The following is a 12,175-nucleotide window of genomic DNA, read 5'->3' as shown; positions in this document are numbered from 1 at the left end:
GACGAAGAACGAAGAATTTGAACCTTCCGCCTCGCATGAGGGCTAGGACGCAGAGGAGCGGTGTCGTTTATTACTATTACGACACGGGTGGCGTGCCACGGAAAGAGATCCCGCTTGGTTCGGACTTTGTTGAGGCCGTACGCAAGTGGTCAGAGCTGGAGCTCGAAAGCCGGTCGCGTCATACGGATCTGGTGACGTTCCGGTATGCAGCCGAACGATACATGCGTGATGTGTTGCCGCTGAAGTCACGGCGAACGCAACGCGACAATCTGGTCGAGCTGGAAAATCTCTTCAAGTTCTTCGATGAACCTCCGGCCTTGTTGAGCGATGTTCGACCGGTTCATATTCGGCAGTATCTGTCCTGGCGTATGGAGCAAGCGAAGGCATGGTATGTCGAGCGGAAGAAGCCAGTGCCTGAGAAGGCAGGGCACGTCCGCGCGAACCGTGAGATCGCGCTGTTTTCACACATCTTCAACTTCGCTCGCGAGCACGGTTTGACCGATGCGACGAATCCTAGCACCGGGGTTCGTCGTAACAAGGAGACTGGTCGGAACGTGTACGTCGAGGACGACGTATTTCAGAAAGTCTGGGAAGTTGCGGATCAACCGTTACGCGACGCGATGGACCTTGCGTATCTGACCGGGCAGCGGCCGGCTGATACGCTCAAGTTTGACGAACGCGATATCAAAGATGGTGAACTTTGGGTCGAGCAGGGTAAGCGCGGTAAGCGGCTGCGGATCTCGGTGACGGGGCAGCTGGCGGATGTGTTGGAGCGTATCCGTGCTCGCAAGAAAGGGTATAAGGTTGTCAGCACGGCGCTCGTTGTGAACGAAACAGGTGGTCGCTTGATGGCTGACGCGCTTCGTTTCCGTTTCGACCGTGCCCGCGAGTTGGCTGGTGTGCCAAAGGATGCGTTTCAGTTCCGCGATCTTCGGGCAAAGGCGGGAACTGACAAGACGGAGTCGGCTGGTGACATTCGGGCGGCGCAGCGTCAGCTGGGGCACAAGTCGATCGCGATGACAGAGCACTACGTCCGAGAGCGGAAGGGGGATAAGGTCGATCCGACCAAATAAGGATATGAGAGGGCGGGGTAGCGTGATTCGTTGGGAGTCACGCTGTTGCTACAATGGTCGATCGTCTTTGGCAAACAACTTACTGTGTCGACGCTAATTACAGATAGATTAAAGAGCGGGGTTTGGACGACGGTAGGGTCACTGGTTTTTGTTTGGTGGAATACAAGCCTTTCGCCGCCAGTAACCCGAAAGAGATCTAGTAAAGCCGATCTTGATTTTGTTATTTCCCAGGTGCGCGAAATACGTCATCAAACGAAATTCGCTGTGATGGGACTTGGTGAAGTATGCGTCGAAGATCTGGCTGCCATAGTTGCGGGTTTGGATGATCCGCATATTGGTTATCACGATGCGACCAATCACAGCGGTCGGCTGAAGTTTGACACGGCCGTAATCTACGACCGGAGCAAGGTGGCTTTGGGACACGTGCGCTCGGCGGTTGACAAGTATGCCGGGCGGTCGTTGAAAATCGGGGAGGTTGCTGAGTTTACGTCGACGCTGACGGAAGATGTATTCAAGGTGATCGTGTCTCATTGGCCTAGTCGTCTTACTCTCGCGGAAACGTCGCCAGAGCGGGTTGAGCTCGGATCGGGTTTGAAGTGGTTAGTGCAGCGAATGCAGGACGAGGCGCGGTCGTTTGTTGTTTTGATGGGCGACTATAACGACGATCCGTTTTCTCCGTCTCTGGCGAATCATCTGATTGCCACAAGGGATAGATCGCTGGCACGGAAGAAGGGGCTCTTGTACAACCCTTTCTGGAAATGGATCGGCGAGTCGCATCATCTGCAAGACGAGGCTGAGAAGCTCGGTATTTGTGGCACTCACTTTTATCCAGATGGGAACGTGTCACGGTGGTTTACGTATGACCAAATGATATTTTCGTCTGACTTTTTGCAAGATCGCTCTATGGTCTTGGATGAGGCGAGCAGTGGGGTTTTGGCGTTGGCCGACCTTAGGGCTAAAGTGCTCAATCGTCGCGAGATATTCGATCATCTTCCTGTACTGGGTACAGTCGAACTTAGGAGTAAGGTATGACCGATTTTGCCGATGCTTTCAAGCGCGGCCAAGAGGCTGCGGAGAATGCCGCGCGGGCTCGGGCGGAGGTGGATGCGGTATTTGAAGCCGCGAAGAGTGAATTGTTGACGGTTTCGGAGGGGCGTATTGAGCTGGATCGCCGGCTATTCGAAAAGCCGCGTCAGCGTACTCTCGCCGACATGTTTCTGACTGCGTCAGCTATTCGAGTTGGGGAGCCGAAGGAAACGGAGCCGTGGGTTGCTGCGCGTAATCCGAAAGCTGTCGACGCGGAGTGGGTGAAGTTGGCGAAGTGGGAGCGGCCCCATGAGGGGTATCCGTGTGTCCTGAGCTATAACAGTCGAGACGTGCGTTGCCACGACCGTGAGTCGTTGTCGGAGGCGATCGGTGAATTGTTGGCGAGCTCTTGGGGTGGCGAGAGACTGCATGGTCTGCTCGGTCGACCGCTTAAGCCGGAGCATGAAGGGGCGGACGCCGGTTAATTGGCAGGGGTGCTCGAAGGCGCACCTCTGTCCCTGCGGTTGGGGAAGGCTCGGAAATTGCGGAGCACTTCCTTGTTTGCGGAGCAAAGAAAGAGGTTTAGCTTGTGTAGGGCCCAAACTGAAAAAGCCCGGTAGATCAAAGATCTACCGGGCTCTCGCATTTGGTGGCGAATCAGGGATTCGAACCCCGGACCTGCGGATTATGATTCCGTCGCTCTAACCGACTGAGCTAATTCGCCGAAGACTTGAATTATGTAGATATGCCGCCGGCCTGTCAACACCTTTTTTCATCTTCCCTGAAAAAAGGTGCCGGCGGCCCGTTCCGGCCAGGGTAGCGGGGGGATGCCGCCCGCCACCGCGACCTCAATCCTGCGCGTAGATATCGGAGTCCTTCGTCTCCTTGACGAACAGCAGGCCGATCACGAAGGTGCCCAGCGCGATCACGATCGGATACCAGAGCCCCGAATAGATGTCGCCCCTCGCCGCGACGATCGCGAACGCGGTCGCCGGCAGGAAGCCGCCGAACCAGCCGTTGCCGATGTGATACGGCAGCGACATCGACGTATAGCGGATCCGCGTCGGGAACATCTCGACCAGCATCGCGGCGATCGGACCGTAGACCATCGTCACGTAGATCACGAGGATCGTCAGAATGACGATCGTCATCGGCCAGTTGAGCTGCGCCGGGTCGGCCTTCGCCGGGTAGCCGGCCGCCTTCAGCGTCGACGCGAGCGTCTTGTCGAACGCCGCGCCCTGCGCCTTCGCGTCGGCCGCCTTGCCGTCATAGGCCGGGATCGCCGTGTCGCCCACCTTGATCTCGGCGGTCGAGCCGGCCGGCGCCGCGACGTTCTCGTAGTTCAGGCCGGCCTTCGCCAGCGCGCTCTTCACGATGTCGCACGAACTCGTGAACTTCGACGTGCCCACCGGGTTGAACTGGAACGAGCAGGTGGCCGGATCGGCGACGACCGAGATCGGGGCCTTCTGCGTCGCGAGTTCGAGCTGCGGGTTCGCGTAGTGCGTGAGCGCCTTGAACAGCGGGAAGTAGGTGAGCGCCGCGATCAGGCAGCCGGCGAGGATGATCGGCTTGCGGCCGATCCGGTCCGACAGCGAACCGAAGAACAGGAAGAACGGCGTGCCGATCAGGAGCGCGATCGCGATCAGGATGTTCGCGCTGGCACCGTCGACCTTCAGCGTCTGCGTGAGGAAGAACAGCGCATAGAACTGGCCCGTGTACCACACGACGGCCTGGCCGGCGGTCAGGCCGACGAGCGCGAGGATCACGATCTTCAGGTTCTTCCACTGGCCGAACGCTTCGGTCAGCGGCGCCTTCGACGTCTTGCCTTCCGCCTTGATGCGCAGGAACACCGGCGATTCGTTCAGCTGCATCCGGATCCACACCGACACCGCGAGCAGCAGGATCGACGCGACGAACGGCACGCGCCAGCCCCAGCTGCCGAACGCCTCCTCGCCGATGAAGGTGCGCACGCCGAGGATCACGAGCAGCGACAGGAACAGGCCGAGCGTCGCGGTCGTCTGGATCCACGCGGTGTAGAAGCCGCGACGGTTCGCCGGCGCATGCTCGGCGACGTAGGTCGCCGCGCCGCCGTACTCGCCGCCGAGCGCGAGGCCCTGCAGCAGCCGCATCGCGATGAAGATCACGGGCGCGGCGATGCCGATCGACGCGTAGCCGGGCAGGAAGCCGACCACGAAGGTCGAGATGCCCATGATCACGATCGTCACGAGGAACGTGTGCTTGCGGCCGACGAGGTCACCGAGCCGGCCGAACACGATCGCGCCGAACGGCCGCACGGCGAACCCGGCTGCGAAACCGAGCAGCGTGAAGATGAAGGCGGCGGTCGGATTGACGCCGGAGAAGAAGCTCTTGCTGATGTAGGCCGCGAGTGACCCGGCCAGGTAAAAGTCGTACCACTCGAACACCGTGCCGAGCGACGACGCGAAGATCACCTTCTTCTCTTCGCCCGTCATCGGCGAGTGCGAAATTTGCCCACCTAAGGTTGCCATGAATCGTCTCCAAGTCCCTTGATATAGATATGCGGCCGCCTTTGGGTGGGCGGGCCTGTCGACGATTATTGGCACGGAAACTTACGGCGCACTGACTCGCGCGGACAAAACGACTGCGCGTTAACCCGCGAAGAATCGGTCGCTTCGCGCGCCGATCGTGTCACGAACGGGCGATAAAACGCGGCTTTCGATGCGATTGCGGCGCGCCAGGCGCCAGCGCCGCGGCGCGCGTCAGGCAGGATCCGGGGCGGCGTCCGACAGCGGCAGGCTGATGCGCACGAGCGTGCCGGCGAGACGCGGCGCGTGCTGATAGACATGATCGTCGAGCGTCAGCGTGCCGCCGTGCTGCGTGGCGATCTCGCGCACGATCGCGAGCCCGAGGCCGCTGCCGTCGCCTTCGCGGCCGAGGATCCGGTAGAAGCGCTCGACCACGCGGTCGCGTTCGCCGGCCGGGATGCCGGGGCCGGTGTCCTCGACTTCGAGATGCACGCGCTGCGCCGCGGGCTCGGCGCGCACGCGCACGGTGATGCGGCCGCCTTCGGGCGTGTAGCGGATCGCGTTGTCGACCAGGTTGCCGAGCATCTCGCGCAGCATTACGGGATTGCCGTCGACGTCGAGCGGTGCGTCGTCCTCCGGGCCTTCGTAGCCGAGATCCATCCGTTTCGCGAGCGCGGCCTGCACCCAGTCGCGCACCGCGCGGCGCGCCAGCGAGCCGATCTCGACCGGCTCGAACGTCAGCCCGCTCGCGCGGTTCTCGGCGCGGGCGAGCGCGAGCAGTTGCGTGACGAGCCGCGCCGCCTGCTCGGAGCTCGTCGCGATCTGCTCGAGCGAGCGCTGCACGTCGGGCGGCACGGGGTGGCGCAACGCGAATTCGGCCTGCGTGCGCAACCCCGCGAGCGGCGTTTTCATCTGGTGCGCGGCGTCGGCGATGAAGCGCTTTTGCAGCGCCATGTTCTGTTCGAGGCGCGCGAGCAGGTCGTTGAACGACGTGACGAGCGGCTCGATCTCCGGTGGCGCGCGCTGCGCCTCGACGGGCGACAGGTCGTCGGGCCGCCGCGCGCGGATGTGCGCCTGCAGCGCGTTGAGCGGCGCGAGCCCGCGCGACAGCCCGAACCAGACGAGCAGGATCGCGAGCGGCAGGATCACGAATTGCGGCAGGATCACGCCCTTGATGATGTCGTTCGCGAGCGCGTTGCGCTTGTCGAGCGTCTCGCCGACCTGCACGAGCACGGGCTGCGTGCTGCTCGACTCCGGCAGCGCGACAGTGGTATACGCGACGCGCACGTCGTTGCCGCGCAGCAGGTCGTCGCGAAACACGACGACGCCCGGCGGCGGGCGGTCTTCGTCGCGCGGCAGCGGCATGTCGGCCTCGCCCGCGACCAGCTCGCCGCGGGTGCCGAGCACCTGGAAGTAAACGCTGTCGATGTTGTCCGCGCGCAGGAAGTCGCGGGCCTGCTGCGGCAGCGTCAGCTCGGCGACGCCGTTGACCGGATGGATCTGGCGCGCGAGCACGTACGCGTTGGTCTCGAGCGCGCGGTCGAACGGCCCGTTCGCGATCGTCTTCGCGACGAGATAGGTGACGGCGATGCTCATCGGCCACAGCAGCAGGAGCGGCGCGAGCATCCAGTCGAGGATTTCGCCGAACAGCGAGCGCGGGCGCGCGGCTTCGGGCGTGTCGGTTTCGTCGGGCGGCGCGAACGGGTTCTCGTAGCGCGCATCGCGCGCGGCGTCGGCGGCGGACGGTTGCTCGCCGGTCGGATGGCGGGAATGGGCCGGCGTGGCCATCGCGGCGACGGCCGGCTTCAGCGCAGCGGCGTGCCGGCCGCCGCGGGCTGGGGCGCGGCCGTCTCGGCCGGCGCGGGCGCGACTTTCTCGAGGCAGTAGCCGAGGCCGCGCACGGTGGAAATCCGCACGCCGCTCGGCTCGATCTTCTTGCGCAGCCGGTGCACGTACACTTCGATCGCGTTGTTGCTGACTTCCTCGCCCCATTCGCACAGGTGATCGACGAGCTGCTCCTTCGACACGAGCCGGCCGATGCGCTGCAGCAGCACTTCGAGCAGCCCGAGCTCGCGCGCGGACAGGTCGAGCACGCGCTCGTTCGCATACGCGATGCGGCCGACCTGGTCGAATGCGAGCGAGCCGTGGCGCACGACGGTCGGGCCGCCGCCCGCGCCGCGCCGGGTCAGCGCGCGCACGCGTGCCTCGAGTTCGTTGAGCGCGAACGGCTTGGCCATGTAGTCGTCCGCGCCGAGGTCGAGCCCCTTCACGCGCTCGTCGACGCTGTCGGCGGCGGTCAGGATCAGCACGGGGAGATTGGAATTGCGCGCGCGCAGGCGCTTCAGCACGTCGAGCCCGGACATCTTGGGCAGCCCGAGATCGAGGATCAGCAGGTCGAAAGCCTGCATCGACAGCGCGGTATCGGCCTCGACGCCGCTCTTCACGTGGTCGACCGCATAGCCCGATTGGCGGAGTGACCGGGTGAGGCCGTCCGCGAGTATGCTGTCGTCTTCGGCGATGAGAATTCGCATGTTGCTGACCGGTGGCCGGCGGGGCGTTCGCGCCGGCGCGGCTGTCTCCGAAGTTATCCGTGTACAACGCAGCCTGCATTGCGGGCTTGCATAAAACACTGTTTTTTTATACAGTGTCTGCATTCGTGGGCAGCGCTTGAAAGCGGGCGCGCCTCTGACAGACGCTGCTCATCATAGCAAAGGACGATTCATGGAAGATAGCAAGAAGGGCTCCGGGATGACCGCCGAGAAGAGCAAGGCGCTGGCGGCCGCACTCGCGCAGATCGAGAAGCAGTTCGGCAAAGGGTCGATCATGCGGATGGGCGACGGCGAAGTGACCGAAGACATCCAGGTCGTCTCCACGGGCTCGCTGGGTCTCGATATCGCGCTCGGCGTCGGCGGCCTGCCGCGCGGCCGGGTGGTCGAGATCTACGGTCCGGAATCGTCGGGTAAAACCACGCTCACGCTGCAGGTCATCGCCGAACTGCAGAAGCTCGGCGGCACGGCAGCCTTCATCGACGCCGAGCACGCGCTCGACGTCCAATACGCGTCGAAGCTCGGCGTGAACGTGCCGGAACTGCTGATCTCGCAGCCGGACACCGGCGAGCAGGCGCTCGAAATCACCGATGCGCTGGTGCGCTCGGGCTCGATCGACATGATCGTCATCGACTCGGTCGCGGCGCTCGTGCCGAAGGCCGAAATCGAAGGCGAGATGGGCGATTCGCTGCCGGGCCTGCAGGCTCGCCTGATGTCGCAGGCGCTGCGCAAGCTGACGGGTACGATCAAGCGCACGAACTGCCTCGTGATCTTCATCAACCAGATCCGGATGAAGATCGGCGTGATGTTCGGCAACCCGGAAACCACGACGGGCGGCAACGCGCTGAAATTCTATGCGTCGGTGCGTCTCGATATCCGCCGGATCGGCTCGATCAAGAAGAACGACGAGGTGATCGGTAACGAGACCCGCGTGAAGGTCGTCAAGAACAAGGTGTCGCCGCCGTTTCGCGAAGCGATCTTCGACATCCTGTACGGCGAAGGCATTTCGCGTCAGGGCGAGATCATCGATCTCGGCGTGCAGGCGAAGATCGTCGACAAGGCCGGCGCCTGGTACAGCTACAACGGCGAGAAGATCGGCCAGGGCAAGGACAACGCGCGTGAATTCCTGCGCGAGAATCCGGAAATCGCCCGCGAGATCGAGAACCGCATCCGCGAATCGCTCGGCGTCGCCGCGATGCCCGATGGCGCAGTCGACGAAGCCGAGGCGATGGACGAAGAAGAGTGATGGTCGGGCGCCGAGGTCAGGCTGGCGAACCGGAGCCGAGCGACACGCCCGATACGGCGGGTCGCTCCGGCGGGCGAGCCGAATCCTCGGGTGCCAACCGGCGGGGCGCGGGCAGTCAGTCCGCGCATCGCACCGCGACGAGGGCATCCGACGATGCCCTCGTTTCGTTTGAGATTACCGCGCCGGACGATCCGTTCGATGACGACGAATCGTTCGATGCGCACGACCGGTCGCGCCGTCGCGTGTCCGGTGTCTGCTTCCCGGGCGCACGCGCGGCCGATGCCGCGGCGTCGATCAAGGAAGATGTCTATACGCGCAGCAGCCAGCATCCGCGGCGCACGCGCCGTGCGTCCGGCGGTTCCGCCGGTGCTGCTTCTGGCGACACGCCTGGCGCCCCCGAGCGCAAATCATCGAAACCGCCACGTTCGCTGAAGGGCCGCGCGCTCGGCTACCTGTCCCGGCGCGAGTACAGCCGCGCCGAACTCGCACGCAAGCTCGCACCGTACGTCGGCGAGGACGAATCCGTCGAACCGGTGCTCGATGCGCTGGAAAAGGACGGCTGGCTGTCCGATGCGCGCTTTGCCGAGAGTCTCGTGCATCGCCGCGCGTCACGCGTCGGCGTCGCGCGCATCGTCAGCGAACTGAAGCGCCACGCGGTTGGCGACAGTCTTGTCGAAGAGGTGAATGCACAATTGCGCGAGACCGAGTTGACACGCGCGCAGGCTGTCTGGCGCAAGAAATTCGGTGCACTGCCGCAAACGCCCGCCGAGCGCGCGAAGCAGGCGCGCTTCCTTGCTGCGCGCGGCTTCTCGAGCTCGATCATCGTGAAGTTGCTGAAGGTGGGCGACGATTTTCCGATCGACGACTGACCGGTTCGGGCGCGTGCGCTGCGCGCGATTTTGCTGCAATGCAACCGTTTCCGGACAGGCGGGAATACCCGTCGTTGCAGCGGGCTGCCTCAAATACCCAATATGCTAAAATCCACGGGTTTTCCTCTTCGGCCTCAACCTCCAGCATGCCGCTATCCGAGCCCGTGCCCCGTCAGTTGCGACATCGACGCGCAATCCGAGCGGAAGCCTACGAGCGCGGCGACGGCTTGTGGGACATCGAAGCCTGCCTGACCGACCACAAGCCGCGCGATGTCGCGCTTGCGTCGGGCATCCGGCCCCAGGGCCTGCCGATCCACGAACTCTGGCTGCGCGTGACTATCGATCGAGACCTCAATGTCGTCGACGCTGAAGCGTCTTCGGAATGGGTTCCTTATCCCGGTCACTGTCAATCCGCCCCTCCTGCCTATCGGGCCCTTATCGGGCTCAATCTCTTCCGCAATTTCCGCCGCAACGCGAACCGGCTGCTCGCCGGCGTCGCAGGCTGCTCCCATCTCACCGAACTGTGCGCCGTGCTGCCGACGGCAGCGATCCAGGCGTTCGCCGGTGACGTGTGGAACGTGCGCGAGGAGGGCGGCGAAGGGCCGGACCATGACGGCGTGCACGCCGAACCGCCGTTCCAGCTCGGCCGCTGCCGGGCGCTGCGGTTCGACGGCGAGGTCGTGCGGCAGTACTACCCGCGGTGGTATGGCCCGATCCGGCCGGATTTGCCCGGTGAAGGCAGCACGAAGGAATGAACGGAAATCATTCGAAGAAGCGTCTTAAGCGACATTTCATCCAACTCTCAGACTGAAGGGAATCACGCATGAAGATTCACGAGTACCAGGGTAAGGAAATCCTGCGGAAATTCGGCGTCGCGGTACCGCGCGGCAAGCCGGCGTTCTCGGTTGACGAGGCCGTCAAGGTGGCGGAAGAGCTCGGCGGCCCGGTTTGGGTCGTGAAGGCTCAGATTCACGCGGGTGGCCGTGGCAAGGGCGGCGGCGTGAAGGTGGCGAAGTCGATCGAGCAGGTGCGCGAATACGCGAACCAGATCCTCGGCATGCAGCTCGTCACGCACCAGACCGGTCCGGAAGGCCAGAAGGTCAACCGCCTGATGATCGAAGAAGGCGCCGACATCAAGCAGGAACTGTATGTCAGCCTCGTCGTCGATCGCATCTCGCAGAAGATCGTGCTGATGGGTTCGAGCGAAGGCGGCATGGACATCGAAGAAGTCGCCGAAAAGCACCCGGAACTGATCCACAAGGTCATCGTCGAGCCGTCGACGGGCCTGCTCGATGCGCAAGCCGACGATCTCGCCGCGAAGATCGGCGTGCCGGCTGCTTCGATTCCGCAAGCGCGCGCGATCCTGCAAGGCCTGTACAAGGCATTCTGGGAAACCGACGCATCGCTGGCTGAAATCAACCCGCTGAACGTTTCCGGCGACGGCAAGGTCACCGCGCTCGACGCGAAGTTCAACTTCGACTCGAACGCGCTGTTCCGCCACCCGGAAATCGTCGCGTACCGCGACCTGGACGAAGAAGATCCGGCTGAAATCGAAGCGTCGAAGTTCGACCTCGCGTACATCTCGCTCGACGGCAACATCGGCTGTCTCGTGAACGGCGCAGGCCTGGCAATGGCGACGATGGACACCATCAAGCTGTTCGGCGGCGAACCGGCGAACTTCCTGGACGTCGGCGGTGGTGCGACGACCGAGAAGGTCACGGAAGCGTTCAAGCTGATGCTGAAGAACCCGGATCTGAAGGCGATCCTCGTGAACATCTTCGGCGGCATCATGCGCTGCGACGTGATCGCGGAAGGCGTGATCGCCGGTTCGAAGGCCGTGAACCTGAACGTGCCGCTCGTCGTGCGCATGAAGGGCACGAACGAGGACCTCGGCAAGAAGATGCTGGCCGATTCGGGCCTGCCGATCATCTCGGCCGACAGCATGGAAGAAGCTGCGCAGAAGGTCGTCGCGGCTGCCGCAGGCAAGTAACGCTATCGAATACGCATGGCGGCGCGGCTTGCACGCGACGCCAATCGAACAGAGGTCAAAATACATGTCGATTCTGATCAACAAGGACACGAAGGTCATCACGCAGGGCATTACCGGCAAAACCGGTCAGTTCCATACGCGCGCCTGCCGTGAATACGCAAACGGCCGCGAAGCATTCGTCGCGGGCGTGAACCCGAAGAAGGCCGGCGAAGATTTCGAAGGCATTCCGATCTACGCGAGCGTCAAGGAAGCGAAGGCGGAAACCGGCGCGACCGTGTCGGTCATCTACGTTCCGCCGGCAGGCGCTGCCGCTGCGATCTGGGAAGCGGTCGAAGCCGACCTCGATCTCGCGATCTGCATCACGGAAGGCATCCCCGTGCGCGACATGATCGAAGTGAAGGACCGCATGCGTCGCGAAGGCCGCAAGACGCTGCTGCTCGGGCCGAACTGCCCGGGCACGATCACGCCGGACGAACTGAAGATCGGCATCATGCCGGGTCACATCCACCGCAAGGGCCGCATCGGCGTCGTGTCGCGTTCGGGCACGCTGACGTATGAAGCGGTTGCTCAGCTGACGGCACTCGGCCTCGGCCAGTCGTCGGCAGTCGGTATCGGCGGCGACCCGATCAACGGTCTGAAGCACATCGACGTGATGAAGATGTTCAACGACGATCCGGATACGGATGCGGTCGTGATGATCGGCGAAATCGGTGGTCCGGACGAAGCCAACGCGGCAGAGTGGATCAAGGACAACATGAAGAAGCCGGTCGTCGGCTTCATCGCGGGCGTCACGGCGCCTCCGGGCAAGCGCATGGGCCACGCCGGCGCGCTGATCTCGGGCGGTGCGGATACGGCCGAAGCGAAGCTGGAAATCATGGAAGCGTGCGGCATCACCGTCACGCGCAACCCGTCGGAAATGGG

11 protein-coding genes and 1 tRNA gene are annotated in these 12,175 nt (G+C 63.3%); 8 read left to right on the top strand and 4 right to left on the bottom strand.

The window, feature by feature from the left end:
* Positions 1 to 92 precede the first annotated feature (92 nt).
* From ACTJKF_RS13645 to ACTJKF_RS13635, 3 genes are read left to right on the top strand one after another with little or no spacing between them, the layout of a single operon-like run.
* On the top strand, positions 93 to 1,073 hold the full coding sequence (locus ACTJKF_RS13645) for a tyrosine-type recombinase/integrase (RefSeq protein ID WP_440624056.1): 981 nt from the start codon (positions 93 to 95) through the stop codon (positions 1,071 to 1,073).
* Between the two features lie 30 nt (positions 1,074 to 1,103).
* The gene (locus tag ACTJKF_RS13640) at positions 1,104 to 2,105 is read left to right on the top strand and encodes an endonuclease/exonuclease/phosphatase family protein (RefSeq protein ID WP_440624055.1); all 1,002 of its coding nucleotides are present in this window, start codon (positions 1,104 to 1,106) and stop codon (positions 2,103 to 2,105) included.
* Complete coding sequence (locus ACTJKF_RS13635) at positions 2,102 to 2,584, top strand: hypothetical protein (protein WP_440624054.1); 483 nt, start codon at positions 2,102 to 2,104, stop codon at positions 2,582 to 2,584. Before ACTJKF_RS13640 ends, ACTJKF_RS13635 begins: the two co-directional genes overlap by 4 nt.
* A 162-nt stretch (positions 2,585 to 2,746) precedes the next feature.
* On the opposite strand, the gene ACTJKF_RS13630 is transcribed toward ACTJKF_RS13635, so the two are convergent.
* The 4 genes from ACTJKF_RS13630 to ACTJKF_RS13615 form a co-directional block, all read right to left on the bottom strand.
* Positions 2,747 to 2,823, bottom strand: a tRNA-Met gene (locus ACTJKF_RS13630).
* Between the two features lie 124 nt (positions 2,824 to 2,947).
* Complete coding sequence (locus tag ACTJKF_RS13625; protein WP_440624053.1) at positions 2,948 to 4,606, bottom strand: MFS transporter; 1,659 nt, start codon at positions 4,604 to 4,606, stop codon at positions 2,948 to 2,950.
* A gap of 231 nt (positions 4,607 to 4,837) precedes the next feature.
* Positions 4,838 to 6,391: a sensor histidine kinase gene (locus ACTJKF_RS13620; protein WP_440624052.1), complete on the bottom strand. Its 1,554-nt coding sequence runs from the start codon at positions 6,389 to 6,391 to the stop codon at positions 4,838 to 4,840.
* A 17-nt stretch (positions 6,392 to 6,408) separates the two neighbouring features.
* Positions 6,409 to 7,134, bottom strand: a complete 726-nt coding sequence (locus tag ACTJKF_RS13615; RefSeq protein ID WP_440624051.1) for a response regulator — start codon at positions 7,132 to 7,134, stop codon at positions 6,409 to 6,411.
* A gap of 190 nt (positions 7,135 to 7,324) precedes the next feature.
* Between ACTJKF_RS13615 and recA the strand changes: the two genes are divergently transcribed.
* The 5 genes from recA to sucD all read left to right on the top strand — a co-directional run.
* Positions 7,325 to 8,395: a recombinase RecA gene (gene recA / locus ACTJKF_RS13610; protein ID WP_440624050.1), complete on the top strand. Its 1,071-nt coding sequence runs from the start codon at positions 7,325 to 7,327 to the stop codon at positions 8,393 to 8,395.
* Entirely contained in the window at positions 8,395 to 9,264 is an 870-nt protein-coding gene (gene recX / locus ACTJKF_RS13605; protein WP_440624049.1) for a recombination regulator RecX, read from the top strand. The genes recA and recX overlap by 1 nt, the downstream gene beginning before the upstream one ends.
* A 146-nt stretch (positions 9,265 to 9,410) precedes the next feature.
* A complete protein-coding gene (locus tag ACTJKF_RS13600; RefSeq protein ID WP_027785327.1) occupies positions 9,411 to 10,019 on the top strand; it encodes a DUF2889 domain-containing protein in 609 nt (202 codons plus the stop codon).
* A 68-nt stretch (positions 10,020 to 10,087) separates the two neighbouring features.
* Entirely contained in the window at positions 10,088 to 11,254 is a 1,167-nt protein-coding gene (sucC, locus tag ACTJKF_RS13595; RefSeq protein ID WP_006477915.1) for an ADP-forming succinate--CoA ligase subunit beta, read from the top strand.
* A 64-nt stretch (positions 11,255 to 11,318) separates the two neighbouring features.
* A partial coding sequence (sucD, locus tag ACTJKF_RS13590; RefSeq protein ID WP_440624048.1) for a succinate--CoA ligase subunit alpha occupies positions 11,319 to 12,175 on the top strand: 857 nt, incomplete at its 3' end.

It is taken from the genome of Burkholderia sp. 22313 (assembly GCF_052045245.1).
GTDB lineage: Bacteria > Pseudomonadota > Gammaproteobacteria > Burkholderiales > Burkholderiaceae > Burkholderia.
This window is presented reverse-complemented; position numbering and strand designations above follow the sequence as displayed.